Genomic DNA, 24,179 nt, shown 5'->3' on the forward strand with positions numbered 1-24,179 from the left:
TTATTCGGCCCGAATCAGTCCGGAAAGTTCCATCCGGCGGCGAGATTCGGCAATACCATCTGCCACGGCCAGAGCCGCCGCCAGAGCACGCCGACCAGCATTTGCGTCCACCACCACAGGGGCACCATCCAGGCACGCAGCAACAAAAGCTTCGTGCTCAGCCAACAGCGAATCATGCTCTTTCCATGTAATGTGCTCGCGCCGGAATCCACCCGTTCCCGGCAACGGCAAGCCGCGATCACGGCCAATCATCGTGAGCTCCCGCTTTACGAAATCGGCGGACAGGTAACCTTCCTCAGAAAACAGACGCATGCGTCGTTCTGTTTTTAATGAAATGCGGCTGGCGGTAATGGTGGCCACACAACCGTTTTCAAACCGCACGCGCGCATTGGCAATATCTTCATGCGCCGAACTTACAGCCGCACCCAAGGCATCCACCTGCGCAATGGGGCTATCTACAATAGCCAGAACCAGATCCAGATCATGGATCATCAGGTCCAGAATAACAGATACATCCGTGCCGCGCGGCTTATAGGGGGCAATGCGTGTGGCCTCTATATAAAGTGGCCGGGTGATGCGCTGGGTAATGGCGTCGTGCTCGGCAGAATAGCGCAGCAAATGCCCTACCTGACATACCAGCCCGCTTTCCTGCGCCAGCGTCACCAAAAAATCGGCCTGTTCCAGCGTGGCAGCTATCGGTTTTTCCACCAGCACATGCTTGCCAGCCCGCAGGGCTTGCACCGCCAGTTCAAAATGAAATTCCGCAGGCGCAGCCACCACTACGGCATCGCACGCAGCCAGCAGCGTATCCACATCCTGCATAACGGGGCATCCGGCTTCCTTCGCCACCAAGGCGGCACGCTTGCTGTCGGGGTCAAACAGCCCCACCAGCGTTTCCCGCGCAACGTGGCGCACTTTCAAGGCATGAAAACGTCCGAAATGTCCGGCTCCAATTACGCCAACCTTAAGTGTTTCAGCCATGAAATCCGCCTTCTTTTTGTACCCTACAAGACTGCATGCAGGCGTAGCACCCCCGCAGCCGAATGCAAGCCGCCCCCAACAACAGGCAGCCTTGCCGCAAACTGATGCAGTTTGGCCACGTACATCTTGGTGTGGCGACCATACAACAGGTATGAAACGCGAATAATGCAGCACAACGGTTGCATCCCGCCTGCCGGGGCGGCATGTTCCCGGCAAGAAAACTGCAAGCGATCAGGTGAGAATGTATTACAGCCGCCTCAAACTGGCCTCGGTGCTGGGCGTGTGCCTGTTGGGCCTGCTGCTGTGCCTACCCAACGGTATGCGCAAGCCTTTCCCTTCCATACCATGGCGTCAGATCCATCTGGGGTTGGATTTGCGGGGCGGGTCTTACCTGCTGATGCAGGTTGACCTTAAAAGCCTTACGCACGACAGGCTCCAGACACTGGCGGAAAACACGCGTGATACCCTGCTGAAATCTCAGCTCGGCTATCAGAACATCAACGTGGATGCCGACAAAAACACCGTCTCCTTCCAACCGCGCGATGCGGCCGAGGCTGATACGGATGTTGCTACGCTGGACAAGCTGCCCCGCGTTGTGCCCAATGAATTCAGCGTAAAAAAGCAGGATGATGGCACAATCGCCCTCGTGCTTTCTGCTGATGCCATCAAGGCCCGCGCGCGGGAAGCGGTGACACAGTCTATTGAGATTGTACGTCGGCGTATTGATGGCACGGGTGCGGTTGACCCCGAAATTACCCGTCAGGGTGATGACCGGATTGTGGTGGAACTGCCGGGCATCAGTGATCCAGAGCGGATCAAGGCGCTGCTGGGCACCACAGCCAAAATGACCTTCCGGCTGGTAGATTCTAACCCGCTGCACGCTACATATCCGCCGCCGGGTGTCAGCCTTGTACCCATGGCCAACCCGGCAGAAGGCGGCCCCCTGCCCGTTTTTGACCACGTGGATGTGGACGGCACAGACCTGACAAACGCGGGCGCTGTGATTGACCAGCAAACAGGCGAATGGGCGGTTAGCTTCTCGTTCGATTCAGTGGGCACGCGGGCGTTCTCATCGGTTACGCAAACCAATGTTGGCAAACGCTTTGCCATTGTTCTGGATAACAAGGTGATTGAAGCCCCCGTTATCCGCACCCCCATTACAGGCGGCAACGGGCAGATTACGGGCGGGTTTGATGCCCAGAAAGCCACGGATCTGGCGCTTATGCTACGTGCTGGCGCGCTGCCTGCACCTTTAAGTGTGGTAGAACAGCGCAGCATTGGGCCATCCCTTGGGGCCGATTCCATTCGGGCCGGTATTCTCAGCCTTGGCGTTGGCTTCCTGCTGGTTGTGGTCTTTATGGTGCTGTTTTATGGCCGCTTTGGCTGGTACGCAGATATCGCCCTACTGGCCAACCTTGTATTGATGGTGGCCATTCTCTCTCTGTTTGAAGCCACACTTACGCTGCCGGGTATGGCGGGTATGCTGCTGACCTTGGGCATGGCAGTGGATGCCAATATCCTGATTAACGAACGCATACGCGAAGAAGTGGCCCGTGGGCGCACACCTCTGGCCGCCATGCAAACCGGGTTTGAACGCGCCACCTCCACCATTGTAGATAGTAATGCCACGGCCTTTTTGGCCCATGTCATGCTGTTTGTCTTTGGCACCGGGCCGGTGCGTGGCTTTGCGCTTACCATTACCATTGGTATCGCCACCACGCTGTTCACCACCCTGCTGCTTTCCCGCATGCTTATGGCTCGCTGGTATGCGCGTACGCGCCCTGCCAGCCTGCCTGTCTGAAGCGAGGCCATTATGTTCGGACGTCCTCTTCTGCGTTTTGTGCGCAAAGACACGCAGATCAACTTCATGCGTGGCCGGTACATGGGGCTTATTGTCTCGGCCGTGCTTTCCATTGCCTCTATCATTCTGTTCTTCCACCCCGGTCTCACGCTGGGGCTGGATTTCAGGGGCGGCATTGTGGTGGAAGCCAAAACCAGCGGCCCGGCAGATTTTGCCAAGCTACGTTCGGCCTTGGCGGCACAGCATATCTCTCACGCATCGCTTCAGGCTTTTGGGGCCCCCGATGATGTGCTGATCCGCCTTGATGCCGGTGATGACCAGAATACCGATGCCGTGGTGGACACGGTGCGCCGCGCCGTTACGGAAGCACAGCCGGGCACCACCATTCTGCGGGCCGATGCCGTTGGCGCTTCTGTTTCTGCCGAGCTGTTCCGCAATGGCATGCTGGCCCTTGGGCTCAGCCTGGCGATGATTCTGGTTTACATCTGGTTCCGTTTTGAATGGGAATTTGCCCTTAGCGCCGTGATTACGCTGGTTTTGGACCTTACCAAAACCATGGGCTTTTTGGTGATTACCGGTTTTGAGTTTGACCTTGTTATGGTGGCCGCCATTCTGACCATTCTGGGCTATTCCACCAATGATAAGGTGGTGGTGTATGACCGCGTGCGTGAAAACCTGCGCAAATATCGCACCATGCCGCTGATAGACCTGATCAACCTTTCCATTAACGAAACGCTGAACCGGACTTTGGGCACATCTTCCACCGTGTTTTTGGCGGCTCTTCCGCTGGCACTGTGGGGTGGTGCTACGCTTTCCGGTTTTGCATGGACCATGCTGTTCGGCATTGTAGTGGGTACGTCCTCCTCCATCTTTATTGCAGCACCATTGTTGCTGTTTATGGGAGAAGGCAGGCTGAAACGTGGTGCCAAGGCAGGCCCCGCTCCGGCACAGCAGAAAAGCTGAAAAACACCTTTCTTTTCGGCATCAAGCCAACACAAAACGGAGCGGGTTTTACACCTTGCTCCGTTTTTTTTATACCTAGCGCATGAAGCCGGGAGTTGTGGGTGGCGGCAAAAGAATGGAGCCAGACAAAGCGGGAGAAAGAGGCTGCGTGGGCTGTTCCACCGCGCCAATAAAATCTTCCACCTTATGGCCTGCCTGCCGCAGCGTGCGCCGGGTTGGTTTATCCCGAAACGCCAGAATGGCCAGAAGCGCGTTTCTGTCTGTTGTAATAATATTGAACACTTGGGCTGGTGGCAGATCTTCTGTCATCATCCGCCCGCGCGCCATGCCATTGGCTATCACGTAACTGTACAGCAGTGTGCGTGGTGTTTCCTGCACCTTCAGCCCGCGTGAGCTTTGGCACCCTGCCAGCCCTACAATGGCCAGAACACCTACTGCTGAACGAAAAAAAACCGGAAAGCCGGATCGGGAGCGCTTCATATAAGAAGCATATCCCATATCCCACTTTCCGGAAACAGATCACACAGCCGCCATTTTAGACCAATGGCGGCAGGTACAAAGCGTATTAGCCCTGATGCGGTGCCTGATCTTTGTTGTTGGCTGCCAGTTCATCACGAATCTGCTCAAGCAGAACTTCGGTTTTGGAAGGCGGCGGCGGTGCCTTGGGCTGTTCATCTTCACGCACATGCAGGCGTGTCAGGGCCTTCACCATCCAGAAAATGGCCATAGCCACAATCAGGAACTGGATAACGGCGTTCAGGAACAGGCCGACGTTCAGTGTAACAGCACCTGCTTTCTGGGCTTCTTCCAGAGTAGCCAGATGCGGGCCCTTAAGGGTGATAAACAGGTTGGAGAAATCAATCCCGCCGATAAGCAGACCAATCAATGGGTTGAAGATATCTTTTACCAGGCTGTTTACAATTGATGTAAATGCAGCACCAATAATAACACCAACAGCCAGATCAACAACATTGCCGCGCATGATGAATGCCCGGAACTCGCCCACCCAACCCGGGGCATGGACGTGAGATTTAAGGTCAGCCATACAAAAATTCCTGTTAAATACTGAGAAATCTGCCCAGAGGTAGCCGTTTTACCACTTTTTCCTCAAGCCCTTGTATCAGAATTGACACATTTTTCTTAATATTTGAGGTATTCTGTAGCACAAATGCTGCACAAACGCAGTTATTCGCCTATTATATGCTTCACTTCATCATCAAGCCCACCAAGGCAAAATGAACGGTTGATCCAGCATACGCATTTCGTTTATATGCACGGCAATCTTGGCCCGGTCGGTATCGGGCCCTTTCTGCTGTAACGAAAGAACCAGTTTCATGAAACCCGGCATTCACCCCGATTATCACGAAATCACTGTTGTCATGACTGACGGCACGGAATTCAAGACGAACTCCTGCTACGGCAAGCCTGGTGACACGCTCCGTCTGGACGTTGACACCAAGTCTCACCCAGCTTGGACAGGCGTGCAGCGTATGCTGGATACCGGGGGCCAGGTTGCCAAGTTCAACAAGCGTTTTGCTGGTATTGGCACCCGCAAAAAAGGCTGATTTTTCAGTTCTTTGCGTATGCAGAAAAGCCCCGCCTCTTGAAAAAGAGCGCGGGGCTTTCCACGTTTAGGGGTAAGGAAATGCCCGCATATGGGGTTTCCGCCAAAAAACGCTGCCGGGCAGATTGCCTTCGGGGGTCTTGGCAAAACCGGCAGAACCTTGCTGAACGAGGAGGTTCTTACATGAGTTACGATTTTACACCGCTATTCCGCACCGCAATTGGCTTTGATCGCCTTGCTCAGGTGATGGATTCTGCGGCCCGTTCACCGGGCAATTCCAGCTTTCCGCCTTACGATATCGCCAAAACGGGAAATGATAGCTACACGCTCACCATGGCTGTGGCCGGGTTTGGGCCGGAAGATATAGAACTGGTGGTGCAGGATAACACGCTTGTTGTTTCTGGCCGTGTGAATGCCCCGCAAGATGAAGGGGAAATTCTGCATCGTGGGATTGCGCGCCGTGCGTTTGAACGCCGCTTTGCATTGGCTGACCACGTTGAAGTGACCGGCGCGGAAATGAACAACGGGCTCCTACGCATTACAGTGCAACAGATTATTCCCGAGGCACTCAAGCCACGGCGTATTCCTGTTAAAACGGTAAGCACCACACCGGCAGAACGCGCGGTAGCAACCGAGCAGAAAAATCAGGCGCCGCAGCAGCCCCAGCATTCCATTGCCACGGCAGCCTGATTGCTTAAGTTTTACCAATACGTTCCATATGGGCTTAGCAAAGGGGAAACTGCGGTTTCCCCTTATTTAATTGTGTAGAATATTGATCCGTTATGTGTATTGCGGCTTGACCTGAAGCAGCCACTCCCCCCATATCGTGGCACAGATGCGCGCCGGCAGGCACGCAGGCCTGCGGAACACGTTCCGGGCCGTCAAGTTCCCGGTGCCTGCGCAAGCGCCGCCCGACGACAGGAATACAAAAACATGACGACCCTACCGTTAATGCCCAAAGCAACTGCTGTGTGGCTGATTGAAAAAACTGCTCTCAGTTTTGAACAGATTGCCGCTTTTTGCGGTATGCACCCGCTGGAAGTGCAGGCCATTGCTGATGGCGAAGTGGCACATGGTATTGTCGGTTATGACCCGGTGGCCAATCACCAGCTGAAGCAGGAAGAAATCCAGCGTTGTGAAAAAGACCCCAACGCGCGGCTGAAAATTCTGCCCTCCAACAACCCGGTGCGCCGTCGCTCCAAAGGGGCACGTTACACACCTGTTGCCAAACGTCATGATCGTCCGGATGGTATTGCATTCCTGCTGCGCAACTACCCACAGCTGAGCGATCAGCAGGTTGTTAAGCTGCTTGGCACCACCAAAGATACCATTGCCAAAGTGCGCAACAAGCAGCACTGGAACACCCCCAACATCAAACCGCGTGATCCGGTAACCGTGGGGCTGTGCAGCCAGACAGACCTGAACGCTGCCGTGCATGATGCCAATATGCGTCTGGAACGCGAAGGGCAGGAAATTCCTGCACCTGTGACAGATATGGAAAGCTTTAGCTCTCCTGAAAACTAATTGGGTTATGCCCTGAGGCAGAAGATCATTCTTTCTGCCTCAGATGCATTCAGGCTGCCAAATACGGCGTCAGTCCGAAAGGCGCTCTATTTCTTCCTTTATTCGTAGCTTTTGTAATTTCAGGCACATCAGCACGCGCTCGTCCGGTCTGGGGCGTCCGCCTTCGCTCATAATTTTCTGATCAATACGGAAATGGCGGGATTTAAGACTCTCGATCCTTGAAAGGCGTGTCATTTGGGTGCCTCCACTCGATTGATGACCCATAAACGCTAGCGTACCGAGGATAAGAAAGTTCATGTTAATTTCATATATCGCGCCCAGCTGGCATGCAGCCTGAGCATGGAAGTTTTTTTGTAATCTTGGCTGGTGTCTGGCCCCTACATGGTAAACACTGCTTCGGGCATGCTATTCACTCTGCGGGCCGCCAGACCCGGCGCGCGATTCCGCATTAGTGGTGAAGGAGACAGGACATCATGCTGCGAGATCGCGATTTACTGCTTGCCCAACTGCATGAACTGCGTAGTGAACACAGAGATCTGGATACAGTTATCAGCCGAATGGCGCATGAAACCACTTTTATTGACCAACTGTATCTCCAGCGGCTTAAAAAGCGTAAACTCCTGTTAAAAGATCAGATCACCAAGGTTGAAAGCCTTCTGATCCCTGATGATATCGCCTAAACCATTCCGTCTCAGACTTTAGAAAACCCGGATAGATACCTACCGTGAGCGAAACTGCCCCCCTGCCCTCTGCCTCCGATGCTTTAGAAGATAAAGCAGCCTCTGCCCCAGTTGTGGGGATTATCATGGGCAGCCAGTCAGACTGGGAAACCATGCGCCATGCAGATGCACTGCTGACCGAGCTGGAAATCCCGCATGAAACTCTGATTGTTTCAGCACATCGTACGCCAGATCGGCTGGCGGATTACGCACGCACGGCAGCCGAACGCGGGCTAAACGTTATTATTGCCGGGGCTGGCGGGGCCGCCCACCTGCCGGGTATGTGCGCGGCATGGACACGCCTGCCCGTTCTGGGTGTTCCGGTAGAATCCCGCGCGCTTAAAGGCATGGACAGCCTGCTTTCCATTGTGCAGATGCCCGGCGGTGTGCCTGTGGGCACGTTGGCTATTGGTGCCTCCGGGGCTAAAAACGCAGCCTTGCTGGCGGCCTCCATTCTGGCACTACATAACCCGGCCCTTGCCGCACGCCTTGAAACATGGCGCGCATTGCAGACAGCTTCTGTTCCCAACTCCCCCATTACCGAAGATAAATGACCTCCTCACATTCTCCGCTTAAGCCCAATGCTGTTATTGGCATTGTGGGTGGTGGCCAGCTTGGCCGCATGTCTGCCATTGCTGCTGCGCGCCTTGGTTTTCGGACACATATTCTGACAACCGAGGCCAATGGCCCGGCGGCTCAGGTTTCTCACGCCGTAACATGCGGCAAGTATGATGACCCGGCAGCGCTGGATGCATTTGCCAGCGCTGTTGATGTTGTCACTTTTGAGTTTGAAAACATCAGTGCAGATGCGTTGGACCTTTTGGCCAAACACTGCCCTGTGCATCCTTCGGGCCATATTTTACGCATCAGCCAGGATAGATTGGCTGAAAAAACTTTTTTTGCTTCTGCAGGTATTCCATTAGCGCCGTGGCATGCCGTTACGGATGAAAAAACACTGCATGAAGCCGCAGAAAAAGTTGGCTTACCGCTGATTCTCAAAACCACCCGCAATGGATATGATGGCAAAGGCCAGCGCCGCGTGCATCATATCCATGATCTGGAAGAGGCCTTTAACGCCCTCGCACCACATCCTCTGGTTGCAGAAGGTATGGTGGATTTTGCCTGCGAAATCAGCGTTATGGTGGTGCGCAGTGCAGATGGTACGGTGCGGTGTTTTGATCCAGCCCTCAACCGGCACTGGAACGGCATTCTGGACCTTACACTGGCTCCAGCCCCTATTGATCCCAGCATTGCCGCGCAGGCTGTAAAACTGGCCACTACGATTGCAGAAAAACTGGAATTGGTGGGCATTCTGGGCGTTGAGATGTTTGTTGATCGCACCGGCAACCTGCTGGTGAACGAAATGGCCCCCCGGCCCCATAATTCGGGCCACTGGACTATGAATGCCTGCCCGCAGGATCAGTTTGACATGCACATTCGTGCTGTTGCAGGGCTGCCGCTGCCTCATGCAGTGCGCCATTCTGATGCGATTATGAAAAATCTGGTTGGGCCGGAAGATATAGCTCTGTTACCGCAGATTATGGCCTCTCAGGGCTTTATTCCGCATTTATATGGCAAGGCAGAAGCCCGCGTTGGCCGCAAAATGGGGCACGTGAACATTCTGTTCCCCTACGGTGCACTGCCCGGCAATCTGGGTATTCAGGATGCCTTGGGGCCACTGGCCACCAAAACAGCCGCCCCGGAACCTGAAGAAGACTAAGCCGCCAGTTAAAGCATGCGTGAAGCCGGGTGTTTACAAAAACCCCGCTTCACGCATGCTCAACAGTTTTTCTCCGGCAACAATAATATGATCCCATACATGGATGTTCATAATTTTTGCCGCACCACAAATTTGCGTTGTCATCACCACATCATCGGCTGAAGGTGTTGGGTCTCCGCTTGGGTGATTATGCACCAACACCAGCATAGTGGCGTTAAGCTGCAAGGCACGCGCTACAATCTCCCGCGGGTAAACAGGCGTATGGTCCACAGTGCCTTGCCCCATAACATCATCGGCCAGCAGTTCGTGCTTGTCATTCAAAAACAATACACGCACCTGTTCACGCTTTTCCGGCCCCATAACAGCGCGCAAATACGCATAAAGCTGTGTGCTATCGGCCAATATGCCAGAACGGCGCAATCTTGCACGCTGGATGCGCAACCCTGCCTCACGGGCCAACATCAGCAAAACACGCACCGCTTCTGGCAGCGCCTTTATGCTTTTACTTGGCTCATGCCAGCTAATAGCCGCCATAACTGCGGAAAGGCTTCCGTACTCATGTAATAAATTGCGCGCCTGTTCCTGTGCTTTGGCATTACGTGGCTGCGCTTGTGCTATCAACCTGCATAAGAGAGCGAGGTCTGTTTCTTCTGCTACAGAGAGTTCTGACGCTGTGCCACTGTACATTTCAGTCGGAAGGGCAATGGCTTCCGCAGCTGAAACATTCAGCCGAAAATGTGTGGCATCAGCAAATTGACTTGTGGGCTTTTTTCCGGATTTCACAGATGGGCGCTTCAAGATTTCGGCCCTGCATGGTGGTTGAAGCTGCGCCATTCGCCACATCCAATGGCAATATGGTCATGCACCTCTACGGCCAATAGCGGTGCGCTGCGCTGTAATTCCCTTACAAAAGGTGCATTTTGCGCAAGGGTCTGATCCAGCGTTTGATCTTCTGCCACCAAATCCACCGTTACCAACGCACAGGCATGCAGCGCCAACGCACGTTGTAAAACCAGCGCAACCGCTTGCCGGATACTGGCCATAGCCTCATGGCTGCGTCCCTCATGCAAAAAGGCTGGCACAGCTTCATCGGCAATTAACTGGTTACGGCTATCCAGAAATAAAGCGCGTACCTGCCCTCTGGGGGCTTTTGCCAGATATACATCTGCATATTCTAAAATGCTGTCCCAGTTTCCCAAAAACTGGCGTGTTTCCTCACCACTTTCTGGCAACCTGTCTGCCACATAGGCGATATCTTGCAAAACTGCTGCACTTGCGCGTGTAACACCGCTAATCTGGCGCAGATTTTCTTCTCCGGCTTCCAGCACAGCCGGCAAAGAGCCAAAAACATTGATAAGGTTTTTGGCCAGCGGCTTTGTATCTTTACGTGGAATGCCGACATACAGCAGCATTTCCAGCAATTCATAATCAGCCAGAGAAGCCGCCCCCTGCGCCAGCACGCGTTGGCGCATACGTTTACGGTGCCCTGTCGGGCCGGTGCTTTCAAAAACAGGCATGGCACCTTGTTGTATATTTAAACAACCTTGGGTTGTGTCGGCCTTTACTGCAAAGCTGCCGGGCTTTTTTTGCCTTTTTTGCTCTGCCGACTGTCTCCCCATTCCATTGCTCCGTTTGGCCTGAAGCGCACATGCTTATATAAAGGCATGGTGAATACGTCCGAACACCCCTCCGCCCCGCTTTTTTCATCTCCGTCTGCCTCGGGTGACAATTATCTAGCTCGTCTCAACCCCGAACAGCGTGCGGCTATTGAAACAACGGATGGCCCTTTGCTGGTACTGGCTGGTGCTGGCACAGGCAAAACACGGGTTTTAACCACCCGCTTTGCGCATATCCTGCTTACAGGCCGCGCCAAGCCGTGGCAGATCCTGACAGTAACCTTTACCAACAAAGCCGCGCGCGAAATGCGTGAGCGTATCGGCCTGCTTTTGGGCAGCCCGGCAGAAGGGTTATGGTTAGGCACATTTCATGCCCTGTGCGCGCGCATGCTCCGCCGCCATGCTGAATACGTGGGGCTAACACAAAGCTTTACCATTCTGGATACGGATGACCAGTTGCGCCTGCTCAAGCAGGTTATGGCGCCGTGGCAGATTGATATCAAACGCTGGCCTGCTCCGGGCCTTTTGGGCGTGATCCAGCGCTGGAAAGACCGTGGGCTTACGCCAGAACGCATTACCCCCACCGAGGATTCGGATTTTGCCAATGGCCATGCCCGCGCCATTTACACCGCCTATCAGGCCCGCCTGAAGCAGCTGAACGCCTGCGATTTTGGGGATCTGATGCTGCATGTCACCGAAATTTTGCGCACACGGCCTGATGTGCTGGCCCAGTATCATCGCCTGTTCCGCTACATTCTGGTGGACGAGTATCAGGATACCAACACCATTCAGTACCTTTGGCTGCGCCTGCTGGCCAAACATGCAGAAGGCCCGGCCAATATCTGCTGCGTGGGGGATGATGACCAGTCCATCTACTCATGGCGCGGCGCAGAAGTTGAAAATATTCTGCGGTTTGAAAAAGATTTTCCCTCCGCCAAGGTTGTGAGGCTGGAACGCAATTATCGCTCCACCCGGCATATTCTGGGCGCGGCGGCAGGGCTTATTGCCCATAACAGTGAACGACTGGGCAAAACACTCCGCCCCGGCCGAGAAGATGCAGAAGGCAAAAAAGTTAGCGTTCTTGGGGTGTGGGATTCGGATACAGAAGCCCGCATGGTGTGCGAACAGGCTGAAAAACTGCGCGCACAAGGCCACGCCTTAAAGGAAATTGCCATTCTGGTGCGTGCGGGCTTTCAAACCCGCGCATTTGAAGAACGGTTGATGCAAACAGGCTTACCTTACCGCATTGTGGGCGGCCTGCGGTTTTATGAGCGCGCAGAAATACGTGATGCTCTGGCCTATATGCGCGTACTGAGCCAACCGGCGGATGATCTAGCGTTTGAACGCATTATCAACGTGCCCAAACGCGGCGTTGGCCCTGCTGGGCTACAAAAGCTGCACGCTGCGGCCCGCGCTAATAACCTACCCCTTACAGGCGGCACGGAAAAGCTGCTGGAAGATAATACGCTTAAAGGAAAATCCGCCGCCCATTTGCGCCAACTCATGGAAGCCTTCGCCAGCACGCGCGATATTCTAGCGCGTGAAGGGCATGTGGTAGCCGTAGAACACCTGCTGGAAGAAAGCGGGTATATGGACATGTGGCGGCAGGATCGCTCCCCCGATGCGCCGGGACGGTTGGAAAACCTGAAAGAACTTACGCGCGCACTGGCCGATTTTGGAACGCTGGGCGAGTTTCTGGAACACGTCGCCCTTGTTATGGATCATGATGAAAACGGGCAGGATGATTACCTGTCCATCATGACGCTGCACGGCGCCAAGGGGCTGGAGTTCGACACAGTATTCCTGCCCGGCTGGGAAGAAGGCGTTTTTCCCTCCCAACGCACACTGGATGAAGGCGGCCTGAAAGGGCTGGAGGAAGAACGCAGGCTGGCTTACGTGGGCATTACGCGCGCACGGCAGGAAGCCATTATCTTTCATGCGGGCCGCAGGCGTATTTACGCCAACTGGCAGCCTTCCATGCCCAGCCGCTTTCTGGAAGAACTGCCAGATGAACACGTAGTCCGCCATGATGAAGGTGGCGGCTTCCAGCGGCAGGGCCTCAACCTTTCCGAATCCGTGTTTGATAACGGCCCCATTATTGCCCGCCGCAGAAAAGACCCCATGCTGGAAGCCGCACCGGCCCTGCAACTGGGAGACCATGTGCGCCACCCCCGCTTTGGGGAGGGCGTCGTTATTTCGGCAGATCGACACCATGTTGAAGTGTCTTTTGAATCTGTCGGCACCAAACGTCTTCTTTCATCCTTTATCGAGAAAATCTAATGGCCCCTCCTACCCGCCGTCATGCCACCAGCCTTGAAACCATTTCTGTCACTGTGCCGGAAGCGGCGGTGGAAGCTTATGAAAACGCCATTGGCAGCGTATGCGCCACGGTAGGTATTTTTGAGGCTAACCCGGAAGGTACCCAGTGGCGGGTAGAAGGCGTAAAAGACACCGGGCACCGCGAGGATGAACTAGCAGCCGCCCTTGTGCTGGCTGAACTGACAACAGGCGTAAGCGCCCCACTGGAACGTGCCAGCACAGAAGCCGAAGGCTGGTTGGCCCGCACGTATGAAGCCTTTCCGGAGCAGGAAGTAGGCCGCCGTTTTGTGGTGCGCGGCACGCATTTGCCCGATTCCAAAAATGCCACCCGCATTGTGCTTACGCTGGATGCTGGCGTGGCCTTTGGCTCGGGCGAGCATGGTTCCACCCGTGGGTGCCTGCGCGCGCTGGAACGTGTGGCATATCGCCACCCGCGCCGTATTCTAGATTTGGGTTGCGGCACCGGCATTCTGGCCATGGCTGCAGCGGCATTGCTGCACCAAAAGGTGCTGGCGGTAGATATTGAGCCGTGGTCAGTGCGCGTAGCAGCACAAAACGCCAAACGCAACCAACTTAACCGCACCATAACATGCCGCTTGGGCAATGGGTGGCAAACCCCCGCTATCTGGAAGGCCGCCCCGTTTGATCTGGTTTTTGCCAATATTCTGGCACGCCCTCTGTGTCTGATGGCCAAGGATCTGGCGCGGTATCTGGCCCCCGGTGGCACGGTTATTCTGGCCGGGCTGTTGCGCACACAGGTACGCATGGTGCTGGCAGCACATCGGCGGCAGGGGCTTGTACTTGAGCAGGAACTTCATGAAGGCGAATGGGCGACCCTGATCCTGCGCCGCCCGGTTCTTCCAATTCGAAAAACAGCCTGATCGGCCTTTTCTTTTCCTATATTTTCAGGACACAGTTTCCATGGCGTCTGCATCCTCTACCCGTTTGGCCGCATTGCGCACCCTTTTGCAAAACGAGGGGCTGGATGGCCTGATTGTGCCCCATAGTGATGAGTTTTTGGGGGAATACACACCAGCCTGTGCAGAACGTCTGGCATGGTTAACAGGCTTTACAGGCAGCGCCGGCACGGCCATTGTGCTGCCCCATACTGCTGCCGTGTTTTCTGATGGCCGTTACATTACCCAGATGGATCAACAGGTGGATGGCACATGCTGGCAACGCCTGCATATTAGCCAGACACCTCCGGCCACATGGTTGAAAGAGCAAGCAAAACCCCAAACCCGCGTGGGGTATGACCCGCGTGTGATGAGTGTAGCGGAACTGCGCCCGTTTGCAGCCCAAAGCGGGATAAATCTGGTACCAACATCGCGCAATCTGGTGGATGATATCTGGACAGACCGCCCAGCTTTTCCCTCGGCCCCAGCTTGTGTGCACCCGCTTGCCTTTGCTGGCCGAAGCTCTGCTGAAAAACGGCAGGAAGTTTCTGCCATTCTTACGCAAAACGGTCAGGACGCAGCCATTCTGAGCGATTCAGCCTCTATTGCGTGGCTGCTGAATATTCGTGGCTCCGATATTCCCTGCACGCCTGTGGTACTGGCTTTTGCGCTAGTGCATGCAAACAATTCGGTTGATCTGTTTATAGAGCCAGAAAAAATCACGGCAAACGTCAAGGGATGGCTCGGTTCTTCCGTGCGTGTGCATACACCGCAGGAGATGGAACAGGTTCTGGTAACCCTAAAAGGCAAAACCGTTGGTGTGGACCCTGCCAGCAATGCTGTCTGGTTTGGTCAAACCCTCACCCGCCACGGTGCTACGGTGCAGGAAGCTCCAGACCCGTGCCTTCTACCTAAAGCCCGCAAGAACAAGGTGGAACAGATGGGCATGCGCACAGCCCATCTGCGCGATGGCGTAGCACTTTGCCGTTTCCTGCACTGGCTGGATACAGAAGGCCGCAACTGCACAGAACTCGAAGCCGCAACGCAGCTTGATGCCTTCCGTGCTGAAGGGAAGGATTACAAAGAAGAATCCTTTCCTGCCATTTCCGGTTCCGGCCCCAATGGGGCTATCATTCATTACCGCGTTACGCCGGAAAGTGACCGGAAATTACAGGATAACGAAGTTTACCTGATTGATAGCGGTGGCCAGTACCCCGAAGGCACAACAGATGTTACCCGCACAATCTGGACAGGCCCCGATGCACCATCTGCCAGCCTGAAAGACGTGTTTACCCGCGTGCTCAAAGGTAATCTGCGCCTTGGCCGCGCTCGTTTTCCGGTGGGCACCAAAGGCCATGCGCTAGATGCACTGGCGCGGTTTGACCTGTGGCAGGCTGGGCTGGATTATGATCATGGCACTGGCCACGGTGTGGGCAGCTTTCTTTCCGTGCATGAAGGACCAGCCCGTATTTCCAAAATGCCTTCTCCCATTACGCTTGAAGAAGGCATGGTGATTTCCAACGAACCGGGCTTTTACAAACCCGGTGCTTACGGCATCCGTTTGGAAACCTTAGTAATGATCCGCCCGGGCAACATGCCCCATTCGGATCGGGCTTTTCTGGAATTTGAAACCCTTACACTGGCACCTTTTGACAGACGGTTGATTGACCTAACCCTGTTAGGCCCGGAAGATACCGCCGTGCTGGACGCGTACCATGCTCAAATCTTGGATCAGGTAGGCCCTCACCTGCCATCTGATGCACAGAAATGGCTGAAAACGGCATGTGCGCCTCTCAAGAGGGCGTGAGAGGCGGAGTCTTTCCCCTCTAGTCACGAAATTGAGAATCGCATGCACCGTAAAACGGGCGCAAAACAGGCTACGAAGTTGAAGGGAGCTTCTCAGAATGACGACAGACAGCAAGACCATTCCAGCCACTCTTATTGCAGGTGATGGCATCGGCCCTGAAATTGTTGAATCAGTTACCGAAATTCTGGATACCGTTGGGGCCCCATTTGTATGGGACCGCCAACTGGCCGGTATGGCGGGTGTGGACGCGGTAAATGACCCGCTGCCCAAGCAGACAATTGAAAGCATCCGGCGCACGGGCCTGGCCCTGAAAGGCCCGCTGACAACTCCAGTTGGTGGTGGGTTCAAATCCATCAACGTAACCCTGCGTCAGGAATTTGGCCTGTTTGCCAACCTGCGCCCAACCAAAACCATCATTCCCGGTGGTCGGTTTGATGATATCGACCTTGTTCTGTTCCGTGAAAACCTTGAAGGTTATTACGCAGCAATGGAACACTACATTCCGGTGGGGGATGACCCCAAGGGTATTGCGCTAAGCTCCGGCTTTAACTCCCGCGCAGAATGCCGCCGGATTGTAAAGTTTGCCTTTGAATATGCGGTAAAGAACAACCGTAAAACGGTGACCATTGTTCACAAGGCCAATATCCTCAAACTGCTGACAGGCCTGTTCCTTGAAGAAGGCCGCAAGGTTGCAGAAGAATACAAGGGCCGCATTGAATTCAATGAACGGATTGTAGATGCCTGCGCCATGCAGCTTGTTATCAACCCGTGGCAGTTTGATGTGATTGTGACCACCAACCTGTTTGGTGACATCCTTTCCGACCTTACGGCCGGTCTGGTGGGTGGCTTGGGTATGGCACCGGGTGCAAACATTGGTGAAAAAGCCGCTGTGTTTGAAGCCGTGCACGGTTCTGCGCCAGATATCGCAGGCAAAGGCATTGCCAACCCGCTGGCTCTGCTGCTGGCAGCCGTTATGATGCTGCGCCATGTAAACCGTAATGATCTGGCTGACCGTATTGATGCCGGTATCAAAAAGGTTATCACCAACGGTACGGTGCGCACGAAAGATCTGGGCGGCAATGCCACCACAAAGGATCTGACGGCAGCCCTGAAACAGGCCGTTGCCTGATATTGAGCAGTCTGGCTGTTCAAAAAACCGATTGCGATGGAAAGGGAGCCCTAGTGGCTCCCTTTTCTTTTGGCCATATATCGCATTAGGGTACGGCATGACCCGTTCTTTTGGTGGCCCGTGGCCTGCCCTGCCCCTTTCTGCTTCCTTCCGCATTGATGTAGAGCCACCGCCTCCAGCGGCTCCGGCAGATATTGAGCAGGAAATCACGCATCTATGGCAGCAAGCCTGTGCAACAACGCCAGCCCTGTTTAATGGCTGCGTATTTTCTGCATCCTGCGTAACGCGCACAGCCATTAAAGGCTATTGGACAGAGTATCGCCGCGTATTTGCGCAAATGAAGAACCCTGCACTTTTTCCTTTTCTGCGCCTGCAACCATTAGCCGTGGTGGGGCTGGTGCATACGCCAGATGGATACGTGTTGGGCCGGCGCAACCCATCTTCCATTTATCAGGGAAATTTCTGGCAAAGCCCGCCCGCTGGCAGCATTGAAAAACGCACCGATACGCAAAACGTCAATCTGGCCGAGCAGATTTTAGCAGAGGCTACAGAAGAACTCGGGCTGGATGCCAAAAGGCTACAGGTTGGGCTGCCACTTATGGCAGTGCGGCACCCTCATACCCGCGTGTTGGATATTGGGCTTGTGTTAGAAACTCAGCTTGCTTTTACAAAAGTGGAAGAAAGCTGGAAACAACATGCCAACAAAGAATACGACATGCTGGCCTGTGTGCCTGCGCAAGACGTAACAACATGGCTGGGGCAAAACGCCATTTTACCAACCAGCCAGTATCTTTTGCAGCATGACGTAAAAAGTAAAATGCCGCGCATCTTCTGATACGCGGCACTGCATTACTTATTTAATTTCCACACCAATCTGCTTGATATCATGGAAGCTGATATCCGGGTTCTGCTCCTCTGTACGGCGCATCATAAACGCTGATGTGGCCAGAAATACCGGATCATCATCCAGATCATCCGCCATGGCGGAGCGATGTGCTGCTGCAAAGGCCTCAATTTTCTCACGCGGTCCGGTAATCCAGCGGGCCAGAGAATAAGGCGTGGAATCAAAGCCAATAGCCACGCCGTATTCTGCTTTCAGGCGAGATTGCAGCACATCAAGCTGCAAGGTGCCCACCACCCCAACAATAGGCTGCGCACCATCTTGCGGGCGGAACAACTGCACCACGCCTTCTTCTGCCAACTGCACCAGCGCCTGCTTGAGCTTTTTAGCCTTCATGGCGTCATCCAGCCGCACGCGGCGCAGAATTTCCGGGGCAAAGTGTGGCACGCCGGTAAACTGGATATCCTCACCCTCTGTCAGTGTATCACCAATACGCAAGGTGCCGTGGTTGGGAATACCCACCACATCGCCCGCAAAGGCTTCTTCTGCCAAGTGCCGATCCTGCGCGAAAAAGAACTGAGGCGTATGCACGGCAAAACTTTTGCCCGTACGCGTGTGCTTAAGGCGCATGCCACGGCTGAGTTTGCCGGAACAGATACGGGCAAAGGCAATACGGTCACGGTGGTTGGGGTCCATATTCGCCTGAATTTTGAACACCAGCGCCGTCATGTTCGGTTCCGTGGCCTTTACCACGCGGGTTTCTGCGGCTTGGTCACGCGGTGGTGGGCCAAAGGCCACCAATGCGTCCAGCAGATCAGTCACCCCGATTTCCTTCATCGCACTCCCGAAGAACACGGGGGTAAGGTGCCCGGCATCGAAGGATTCTTTATCAAACTCTGGCAACGCGGCTTCTACCAGTTCCAGTTCCTCACGCATCTGCACAAGGCGGTCATCATCTTCTGGCAGATCAACCGTTGTGTGCAGCTTTTTGGTGAGGATATCGTACGTGCCAACAAACTTGGCCGCACGCCCAACCGGCCATGTGGCAGGCGATGTATCCAGCGCAAGGGATGATGCAATTTCATCCAGCAGGGCAAACGGATCCTGCGCCTCACGGTCCATCTTGTTGATGAAGGTGACAATCGGAATATCGCGCAAACGGCAAATCTCGAACAGCTTGCGTGTCCGATCTTCAATACCCTTGGCAGCGTCAATCACCATTACGGCGGAATCAACGGCTGTTAGGGTACGGTAGGTATCTTCCGAGAAGTCTTCATGTCCGGGCGTATCAAGCAGGTTGAACACGCAGCCGCCGTAATCAAACGTCATCACCGAGCTGACAACGGAAATCCCGCGGTCCCGCTCAATGCCCATCCAGTCAGACCGTGTGCGGCGGCGTTCACCCTTGGCGCGCACGTTGCCCGCCATCTGAATAGCCCCACCTGCCCGCAATATCCGTTCTGTCAGCGTGGTTTTACCGGCATCCGGGTGCGAGATAATAGCAAAAGTCCGGCGGCGGGTAATGTCACTGCTAAGAGGGGCGGATGCGGTATCAGACATAAGGGCTCTGTTCCGAAACAAACATGAGTAAAAACGGCAAACGCCGGATGGAGAGAAACCCCTCCACCCGGCGCGGCATGAAACGAACCTAAACGCCGATTAACGGGAGTAGTATTCGACCACCAGATTCGGTTCCATCTGCACCGGATACGGCACATCGGAAAGCTGCGGGCCACGCAGATACGTGCCCTTCATCTGGCGATGATCTACTTCCATGTATTCCGGCACATCGCGTTCGGAAGACTGTGCGGCATCCAGAACGATAGCCAGCTGCTTGGACTTTTCACGCACTTCGATAACGTCACCATCCTTCACGAGGTAGGAAGGAATGTTCATCTTCTTGCCGTTAACCAGAATGTGGCCGTGGCTGATGAACTGACGGGAAGCGAACGGCGTGATCGCAAACTTCATCCGGTACACAACGGCATCCAGACGGCGTTCCAGCAGGTTGATCAGGTTTTCAGACGTATCACCCTTGCGGCGCACGGCTTCCTGATAATAGCGGCGGAACTGCTTTTCTGTAATGTTGCCGTAGTAACCCTTCAGCTTCTGCTTAGCCATCAGCTGAACAGAGAAGTCAGACGGCTTGCCCTTACGGCGCTGGCCATGCTGGCCCGGGCCATATTCGCGACGGTTAACCGGAGATTTGGCGCGACCCCACAGGTTTACACCAAGGCGACGGTTAATTTTATACTTGCTCTCAAGGCGCTTGCTCATAGTGCGCTCTTCTCTCTTAACAGGCGGAACATCGGGCAGATGTCCGTCGTTACACCGGTAGTCTCCGTCCACCACGGATCGGAGCGGGCGCAAACCGTATTACCAGTGGGATATGTTCCCCTGCTGGCCGATTTGTCCACATTCCCGGCAATGGAGGCAGGAATTACGAAACCCCGGGCGCAGTGTCAACTTTTTCCGTTGCACTTTCTGCCATTGTGCAGTGCATAGTCGTGCCATCGGCACATAAAATTGAAAAGAAAGGATTGCTCAGCATGCCATTTGCTAAAAAATGGGGGCTATTTGTGGCGTTGGGTCTCGCCCTGATTGTATTGGGCTTTATTGCCTGTATTGATGCGGTTTCCGTCACCCTTGCCAGCACCATCTTTATTGGCGCGCTGCTGATTGTGGCCGGCATTATGCAGGTGGTACATGCCTTTGCCGTGCGTGATTGGGGCGGCTTTATTTTTTCCCTGCTGTGCGGGCTGCTTTACGCTGCTGGCGGTTACCTTCTTATAGAAGAACCAGCCACAGGCTCTGTTGCCATTACAATTTTTGTATCTGCCTGCTTTGTGGTTGTGGGTGTGCTGCGCTGCGTTCTGGCCCTGCAGGCACGCGGTATGCCCGGTTGGGTGATTATTCTGGGTAGCGGGCTTATCAGCCTGCTTGTAGGCCTGTGCCTGTACTTCACCCTGCCGTGGTCTGGCCTGTGGCTGATTGGCACATTTGTTGGCGCGGAACTGATTGTAAGCGGCATAAGCTGGCTGCAAATTGGCCTTGCCCTGCGCCAGAGCAACTCCCTGCCGCCGCCCATTACCCGCCTGTAAAACCTACAGCGTGTTCTACAAAAAACGGCGCGGGCCTGTTGGCTCCGCGCCGTTTTTTATGCCCGCATTATTAAGGCTATTTATTCCTTTGTTTCAGGTGCAGGCGGTAGCTGGCTTTTGGGCGCCAACAGCATCAGCGCATCCTTGCCTGCATCATCTTCCACCTTACGGTTTGCACCGGGCAACAGCGCGATAGGCCGCTCTCCGGCTTCACGCTTGCGCAAGATGTTCTGAATATTTTCCAGCACCACGGGGTAATCTTCAATCAGGCGCTGGAAGCGGCTGGCTGTAATCACCATAAAATGCCCAAACTGCACGGCACGGATGGTGCCGGGGCAGCGCCAGCCATGCAAGGCCTCCTGCGCGCCTATCAGATCCCCTGCGCCATACAGCACATCGGCCCCGGCCACGTGGCTTTCCGCCAAACCTGCGCTAATAAAATAGATGGCGCGCATCTTGCGCCCCTTCCGGCAGATAACCTCCTGCGGGGCCACAAAGCGTAGCGATGTAGTGGTGGCCAGATCATGCAGTTCCGCCCCCGGCAGGCCCTTGAAGATGGCTGCATGCTTCAGCCGGTCTTCTATGCCGCTGCGCAGATCAAAGCTCATCCGCTTGACCAGACGATGCCTGCGGCGTTCCAGCTCTTTCAGCAATTCGCGGCTCAGTTCATCACTGATAAGGGATTCTGAAAGCAGGGTTGTATATTCCTCGCTTTCCAGCCGCAGAGCGATCTGGCGGAAAATCCGGTTTTCCAGCGCCTCGGCATAGCCGTGATAATGCAGGCGCAAGGTTTCCAGTGCCTCATCCAGCAGCTTGCGCTGGCGAGAAAGCACTTCGGCCACAATTTCTCCAATACGGCTGCCCAATGTGGGTTCCAGCCGTTCGTGCATGAAACGTGTGAGCGAGATGGAAATAAAATGCGCCACCATCAGCATTTCAAACCGTTCCGCCATGCACAGCATTAGCGGCCGATCCAGACGCAAATGGTTATGCACCCACTGCGCAGCCTTAAAGCGCAAGGATGGGCTTAACCGTTTACGCAACGCACGCACATAGCCCAAACGCCCTTCCAGCCGCGCGCCATCAATAGCAGCTTCGGAAGACCGCAGCAGTGTTTCCATCACACGGCGGGAAAGCCCCTGCATACGGAACAGATCCAGCAGCATGGAGCGTTCCTGGCTGGCAATGGTGATCAGCGCCAAATTAACGCGCTGAATGTCCGACAATGCGCGGTCAAACTCATTGGCCGCCTGTTCTTCCTCTGCCCGGCGCGCCAGATGATCAACCACCGAACGTGAGGCGTCTGCACTAAAACCGAGTTCATCCCCCAGTTCCTTGGCGCGGGTGCACACATTACCCAACCCGATGCTGAGCACCTGATGCCGCATGGCCTCATCAATGGGGGAAAGCCGATCGAGCTTGAGAAACAGCACGAGTGAACGCAGCGTGGTGCCGTTAACAAGCAGCGTGATCAACACAAAGCCCGTGGCGATAATACCGATAAAATGCGCAACGGGTGTGGAAACGTGCTCGTTTTCCGTAACAGCCAGCGCCAGCGCCAGCGTAATGGCCCCACGTAAACCACCCCACACCATTGTCACCTTAAACGGTGTGGGCACGGGTGGGGAAAGGCGTGTCCATGCCAGCAACGGCAACATGCCAAACACCACGGCTGCACGTGCAGCCAAACCCGCCACGCTGGCAATAAGGATAAGCACCCAGTCCCACCGGGTCATGCCCACCAGCAGGCGCGGCACCAGCATGGAGGCCAGCACAAACACCAAGGACCCCGCCCAGAACACCAATTGCTGCCAAAGCTGATTGAGAAACAGCCATGTTTGCGGCCGAATGGTGGATGGCCCGTAAACAGAAAGCGTAAGCCCAGCAGCCGCCGTAGCCACCACGCCGGAAACCCCCAGAATTTCATCTGAAAGGATGTACACCACGTAAGGCAGTGCCACAGTCAGCGTGATTTCCGCTGCCGAACTGGCGATGGCAGACATCATGACCAGCGTGAGACGCCCGACAACGACCCCGACAATCAGCGCCCCCACAAAGGAGACCACGAAGGAGATGAGCGCATCACCCAGATGAATGGCTTTGTGCAGCGTGACGGACGGCAGAAGAATAGAGAAGATGGAAATGGCCGCAGCATCATTCAGAAGCGCCTCACCTTCCACCAGCCGCGTCAATCGTGTTGCGGCCCCGATATCTCGGAAAATCCCTGCCACAGCAGAAGGGTCCGTCGTGGCCACGATGGATCCAAGCAGCAGGCAGACCACAAGCGGCATCTGGGCAAAGGGGTAAAGCGCAAAACCAATAGTAGCTGTGGCAATAACAACCGCCACCACAGCCAGCAGCAAAACGGTGCCTGTTTCATGCGCCAGACGCCGCACATCAATGGCCAACGCGCCCTGAAACACCAGCGCGGGCAAAAAGATGAGCAGAAACTCTTCACTGTTCAGCGGGAAATCAAGCAAAGCTTCTGCAATGCCGTTGAAGGCCGAGGTGTGAGAACTGCGCAGCGCAACGTCTGCCAAAGAACCGATGATAATGCCCACAATTGCCAGCAGAACCGTTTCAGACAGTTCCAGCTTGCGTGCAATGGGCTGTACGGTGCTTACCACCACCAAAAGCAATGCAATAACAAGCAGTACCGCTGCCAGACCCGTTACCGCCATGCCACGCTATTCCCTATATCCAACACCAACATCCACACTGCCTCGCCGTTATCATCAGGATAAGGCAAGGAAATGGCAGCCTCTGCGCCATATACGCGTTATCCCTAACATGGCATGCCCTGCCCTAGCCATATTGCCCACGGCATTGGCCTCATTATTCACGCATTTTCTTGCCATTATGTGAATGCACCGGGCTTGCACGCCACATATCAGCGCCTACCTGCTTTGTTCTTGGCGAACAGACCCAAACAACGCTATGTTGGAGGTATGATGAAACAGTTTTCTTCATTGCGGCGCACCCACAAGGTCGCCCTTATGTTGCTGGCCGGGTTTGGGCTTGCTGCGTGTGCGCATGACCCGCACCGGCACTATTATCACCCCGGCTCAAACCACGGGCGCGCTGCGCCTGGTTGGTATCGTCCCCCTCTTACGCCCCAGCAGGGAACCAATCCTTACAAACATTCCACCACCAATTATGGTGGTGGCTCAATACGCTATGACCAGTAAGTTTGTACGA

At 54.8% G+C, this 24,179-nt stretch carries 24 protein-coding genes; 15 read left to right on the top strand and 9 right to left on the bottom strand.

The window, feature by feature from the left end; all coding sequences use genetic code 11:
- Nucleotides 1-981 carry a Gfo/Idh/MocA family protein gene (locus tag FCN51_RS14040; RefSeq protein WP_050819642.1) on the bottom strand — a complete coding sequence of 327 codons (981 nt, stop codon included), beginning with the start codon at nucleotides 979-981 and terminating at the stop codon, nucleotides 1-3.
- Between the two features lie 235 nt (nucleotides 982-1,216).
- Between FCN51_RS14040 and secD the strand changes: the two genes are divergently transcribed.
- A complete protein-coding gene (gene secD / locus FCN51_RS14045; protein ID WP_012812823.1) occupies nucleotides 1,217-2,782 on the top strand; it encodes a protein translocase subunit SecD in 1,566 nt (521 codons plus the stop codon).
- Between the two features lie 12 nt (nucleotides 2,783-2,794).
- Nucleotides 2,795-3,745 carry a protein translocase subunit SecF gene (gene secF / locus FCN51_RS14050; protein WP_003628668.1) on the top strand — a complete coding sequence of 317 codons (951 nt, stop codon included), beginning with the start codon at nucleotides 2,795-2,797 and terminating at the stop codon, nucleotides 3,743-3,745.
- Nucleotides 3,746-3,820: 75 nt separating this feature from the next.
- On the opposite strand, the gene FCN51_RS14055 is transcribed toward secF, so the two are convergent.
- Both FCN51_RS14055 and mscL read right to left on the bottom strand, forming a co-directional pair.
- Nucleotides 3,821-4,225 (bottom strand): hypothetical protein, encoded by a 405-nt coding sequence (locus tag FCN51_RS14055; protein WP_310257448.1) that lies wholly within the window; start codon nucleotides 4,223-4,225, stop codon nucleotides 3,821-3,823.
- Nucleotides 4,226-4,310: 85 nt separating this feature from the next.
- Nucleotides 4,311-4,790, bottom strand: coding sequence for a large conductance mechanosensitive channel protein MscL (gene mscL, locus FCN51_RS14060; protein ID WP_012812821.1), 480 nt, complete (start codon nucleotides 4,788-4,790; stop codon nucleotides 4,311-4,313).
- A 289-nt stretch (nucleotides 4,791-5,079) separates the two neighbouring features.
- Between mscL and rpmE the strand changes: the two genes are divergently transcribed.
- The 3 genes from rpmE to FCN51_RS14075 all read left to right on the top strand — a co-directional run bounded on the left by rpmE (nucleotide 5,080) and on the right by FCN51_RS14075 (nucleotide 6,833).
- Nucleotides 5,080-5,310, top strand: a complete 231-nt coding sequence (gene rpmE / locus FCN51_RS14065) for a 50S ribosomal protein L31 (RefSeq protein WP_003622947.1) — start codon at nucleotides 5,080-5,082, stop codon at nucleotides 5,308-5,310.
- A 182-nt stretch (nucleotides 5,311-5,492) separates the two neighbouring features.
- Nucleotides 5,493-5,999 carry an Hsp20 family protein gene (locus tag FCN51_RS14070; protein WP_012812820.1) on the top strand — a complete coding sequence of 169 codons (507 nt, stop codon included), beginning with the start codon at nucleotides 5,493-5,495 and terminating at the stop codon, nucleotides 5,997-5,999.
- A gap of 243 nt (nucleotides 6,000-6,242) precedes the next feature.
- Nucleotides 6,243-6,833: a DUF1013 domain-containing protein gene (locus FCN51_RS14075; protein ID WP_035362084.1), complete on the top strand. Its 591-nt coding sequence runs from the start codon at nucleotides 6,243-6,245 to the stop codon at nucleotides 6,831-6,833.
- A gap of 69 nt (nucleotides 6,834-6,902) precedes the next feature.
- Here FCN51_RS14075 and FCN51_RS14080 read toward each other — a convergent pair whose 3' ends face one another.
- Complete coding sequence (locus FCN51_RS14080) at nucleotides 6,903-7,067, bottom strand: YdcH family protein (protein WP_003622942.1); 165 nt, start codon at nucleotides 7,065-7,067, stop codon at nucleotides 6,903-6,905.
- Between the two features lie 239 nt (nucleotides 7,068-7,306).
- Between FCN51_RS14080 and FCN51_RS14085 the strand changes: the two genes are divergently transcribed.
- From FCN51_RS14085 to FCN51_RS14095, 3 genes are read left to right on the top strand one after another with little or no spacing between them, the layout of a single operon-like run.
- Nucleotides 7,307-7,513: a YdcH family protein gene (locus FCN51_RS14085; RefSeq protein ID WP_003622940.1), complete on the top strand. Its 207-nt coding sequence runs from the start codon at nucleotides 7,307-7,309 to the stop codon at nucleotides 7,511-7,513.
- A 44-nt stretch (nucleotides 7,514-7,557) separates the two neighbouring features.
- On the top strand, nucleotides 7,558-8,106 hold the full coding sequence (purE, locus tag FCN51_RS14090; protein ID WP_003622939.1) for a 5-(carboxyamino)imidazole ribonucleotide mutase: 549 nt from the start codon (nucleotides 7,558-7,560) through the stop codon (nucleotides 8,104-8,106).
- Complete coding sequence (locus FCN51_RS14095; protein ID WP_160256222.1) at nucleotides 8,103-9,272, top strand: 5-(carboxyamino)imidazole ribonucleotide synthase; 1,170 nt, start codon at nucleotides 8,103-8,105, stop codon at nucleotides 9,270-9,272. The genes purE and FCN51_RS14095 overlap by 4 nt, the downstream gene beginning before the upstream one ends.
- A gap of 33 nt (nucleotides 9,273-9,305) precedes the next feature.
- On the opposite strand, the gene FCN51_RS14100 is transcribed toward FCN51_RS14095, so the two are convergent.
- Entirely contained in the window at nucleotides 9,306-10,055 is a 750-nt protein-coding gene (locus tag FCN51_RS14100) for a JAB domain-containing protein (protein WP_124305930.1), read from the bottom strand.
- Between the two features lie 11 nt (nucleotides 10,056-10,066).
- A complete protein-coding gene (locus tag FCN51_RS14105) occupies nucleotides 10,067-10,891 on the bottom strand; it encodes a JAB domain-containing protein (RefSeq protein ID WP_160256223.1) in 825 nt (274 codons plus the stop codon).
- Nucleotides 10,892-10,936: 45 nt separating this feature from the next.
- Between FCN51_RS14105 and FCN51_RS14110 the strand changes: the two genes are divergently transcribed.
- From FCN51_RS14110 to FCN51_RS14130, 5 genes are all read left to right on the top strand, one after another.
- Nucleotides 10,937-13,168 (top strand): ATP-dependent helicase, encoded by a 2,232-nt coding sequence (locus tag FCN51_RS14110; protein WP_201762586.1) that lies wholly within the window; start codon nucleotides 10,937-10,939, stop codon nucleotides 13,166-13,168.
- Nucleotides 13,168-14,088: a 50S ribosomal protein L11 methyltransferase gene (locus FCN51_RS14115; protein ID WP_012812814.1), complete on the top strand. Its 921-nt coding sequence runs from the start codon at nucleotides 13,168-13,170 to the stop codon at nucleotides 14,086-14,088. The genes FCN51_RS14110 and FCN51_RS14115 overlap by 1 nt, the downstream gene beginning before the upstream one ends.
- Nucleotides 14,089-14,128: 40 nt before the next feature.
- Nucleotides 14,129-15,910 (top strand): aminopeptidase P family protein, encoded by a 1,782-nt coding sequence (locus FCN51_RS14120; RefSeq protein ID WP_160256225.1) that lies wholly within the window; start codon nucleotides 14,129-14,131, stop codon nucleotides 15,908-15,910.
- Nucleotides 15,911-16,007: 97 nt separating this feature from the next.
- Entirely contained in the window at nucleotides 16,008-17,039 is a 1,032-nt protein-coding gene (locus tag FCN51_RS14125) for an isocitrate/isopropylmalate dehydrogenase family protein (RefSeq protein WP_003622925.1), read from the top strand.
- 97 nt (nucleotides 17,040-17,136) lie between these two features.
- A complete protein-coding gene (locus tag FCN51_RS14130; protein WP_160256226.1) occupies nucleotides 17,137-17,874 on the top strand; it encodes an NUDIX hydrolase in 738 nt (245 codons plus the stop codon).
- An 18-nt stretch (nucleotides 17,875-17,892) separates the two neighbouring features.
- On the opposite strand, the gene prfC is transcribed toward FCN51_RS14130, so the two are convergent.
- On the bottom strand, nucleotides 17,893-19,440 hold the full coding sequence (gene prfC / locus FCN51_RS14135) for a peptide chain release factor 3 (RefSeq protein ID WP_003622921.1): 1,548 nt from the start codon (nucleotides 19,438-19,440) through the stop codon (nucleotides 17,893-17,895).
- A gap of 99 nt (nucleotides 19,441-19,539) precedes the next feature.
- A complete protein-coding gene (rpsD, locus tag FCN51_RS14140; RefSeq protein ID WP_003622919.1) occupies nucleotides 19,540-20,157 on the bottom strand; it encodes a 30S ribosomal protein S4 in 618 nt (205 codons plus the stop codon).
- Nucleotides 20,158-20,429: 272 nt separating this feature from the next.
- On the opposite strand from rpsD, the gene FCN51_RS14145 reads away from it, so the two are divergent.
- A complete protein-coding gene (locus tag FCN51_RS14145) occupies nucleotides 20,430-20,981 on the top strand; it encodes an HdeD family acid-resistance protein (RefSeq protein WP_012812810.1) in 552 nt (183 codons plus the stop codon).
- Between the two features lie 80 nt (nucleotides 20,982-21,061).
- Here FCN51_RS14145 and FCN51_RS14150 read toward each other — a convergent pair whose 3' ends face one another.
- Entirely contained in the window at nucleotides 21,062-23,662 is a 2,601-nt protein-coding gene (locus FCN51_RS14150; RefSeq protein ID WP_003622916.1) for a cation:proton antiporter, read from the bottom strand.
- Nucleotides 23,663-23,929: 267 nt separating this feature from the next.
- Between FCN51_RS14150 and FCN51_RS14155 the strand changes: the two genes are divergently transcribed.
- On the top strand, nucleotides 23,930-24,169 hold the full coding sequence (locus tag FCN51_RS14155) for a hypothetical protein (RefSeq protein ID WP_231111134.1): 240 nt from the start codon (nucleotides 23,930-23,932) through the stop codon (nucleotides 24,167-24,169).
- The last annotated feature ends 10 nt before the right edge of the window (nucleotides 24,170-24,179 follow it).

Source organism: Acetobacter pasteurianus (assembly GCF_009914215.2).
GTDB classification, from domain to species: Bacteria; Pseudomonadota; Alphaproteobacteria; order Acetobacterales; family Acetobacteraceae; genus Acetobacter; species Acetobacter pasteurianus.

What these genes read in the sequence shown, in the direction of transcription:
- FCN51_RS14040 (WP_050819642.1), bottom strand. Translation starts at nt 981, where the DNA reads ATGGCTGAAACACTTAAGGTTGGCGTAATTGGAGCCGGACATTTCGGA.
- secF (WP_003628668.1), top strand. Translation starts at nt 2,795, where the DNA reads ATGTTCGGACGTCCTCTTCTGCGTTTTGTGCGCAAAGACACGCAGATC.
- FCN51_RS14055 (WP_310257448.1), bottom strand. Translation starts at nt 4,225, where the DNA reads ATGAAGCGCTCCCGATCCGGCTTTCCGGTTTTTTTTCGTTCAGCAGTA.
- mscL (WP_012812821.1), bottom strand. Translation starts at nt 4,790, where the DNA reads ATGGCTGACCTTAAATCTCACGTCCATGCCCCGGGTTGGGTGGGCGAG.
- rpmE (WP_003622947.1), top strand. Translation starts at nt 5,080, where the DNA reads ATGAAACCCGGCATTCACCCCGATTATCACGAAATCACTGTTGTCATG.
- FCN51_RS14070 (WP_012812820.1), top strand. Translation starts at nt 5,493, where the DNA reads ATGAGTTACGATTTTACACCGCTATTCCGCACCGCAATTGGCTTTGAT.
- FCN51_RS14075 (WP_035362084.1), top strand. Translation starts at nt 6,243, where the DNA reads ATGACGACCCTACCGTTAATGCCCAAAGCAACTGCTGTGTGGCTGATT.
- FCN51_RS14080 (WP_003622942.1), bottom strand. Translation starts at nt 7,067, where the DNA reads ATGACACGCCTTTCAAGGATCGAGAGTCTTAAATCCCGCCATTTCCGT.
- FCN51_RS14085 (WP_003622940.1), top strand. Translation starts at nt 7,307, where the DNA reads ATGCTGCGAGATCGCGATTTACTGCTTGCCCAACTGCATGAACTGCGT.
- FCN51_RS14095 (WP_160256222.1), top strand. Translation starts at nt 8,103, where the DNA reads ATGACCTCCTCACATTCTCCGCTTAAGCCCAATGCTGTTATTGGCATT.
- FCN51_RS14105 (WP_160256223.1), bottom strand. Translation starts at nt 10,891, where the DNA reads ATGGGGAGACAGTCGGCAGAGCAAAAAAGGCAAAAAAAGCCCGGCAGC.
- FCN51_RS14110 (WP_201762586.1), top strand. Translation starts at nt 10,937, where the DNA reads ATGGTGAATACGTCCGAACACCCCTCCGCCCCGCTTTTTTCATCTCCG.
- FCN51_RS14115 (WP_012812814.1), top strand. Translation starts at nt 13,168, where the DNA reads ATGGCCCCTCCTACCCGCCGTCATGCCACCAGCCTTGAAACCATTTCT.
- FCN51_RS14120 (WP_160256225.1), top strand. Translation starts at nt 14,129, where the DNA reads ATGGCGTCTGCATCCTCTACCCGTTTGGCCGCATTGCGCACCCTTTTG.
- FCN51_RS14125 (WP_003622925.1), top strand. Translation starts at nt 16,008, where the DNA reads ATGACGACAGACAGCAAGACCATTCCAGCCACTCTTATTGCAGGTGAT.
- FCN51_RS14130 (WP_160256226.1), top strand. Translation starts at nt 17,137, where the DNA reads ATGACCCGTTCTTTTGGTGGCCCGTGGCCTGCCCTGCCCCTTTCTGCT.
- prfC (WP_003622921.1), bottom strand. Translation starts at nt 19,440, where the DNA reads ATGTCTGATACCGCATCCGCCCCTCTTAGCAGTGACATTACCCGCCGC.
- rpsD (WP_003622919.1), bottom strand. Translation starts at nt 20,157, where the DNA reads ATGAGCAAGCGCCTTGAGAGCAAGTATAAAATTAACCGTCGCCTTGGT.
- FCN51_RS14145 (WP_012812810.1), top strand. Translation starts at nt 20,430, where the DNA reads ATGCCATTTGCTAAAAAATGGGGGCTATTTGTGGCGTTGGGTCTCGCC.
- FCN51_RS14150 (WP_003622916.1), bottom strand. Translation starts at nt 23,662, where the DNA reads ATGGCGGTAACGGGTCTGGCAGCGGTACTGCTTGTTATTGCATTGCTT.
- FCN51_RS14155 (WP_231111134.1), top strand. Translation starts at nt 23,930, where the DNA reads ATGATGAAACAGTTTTCTTCATTGCGGCGCACCCACAAGGTCGCCCTT.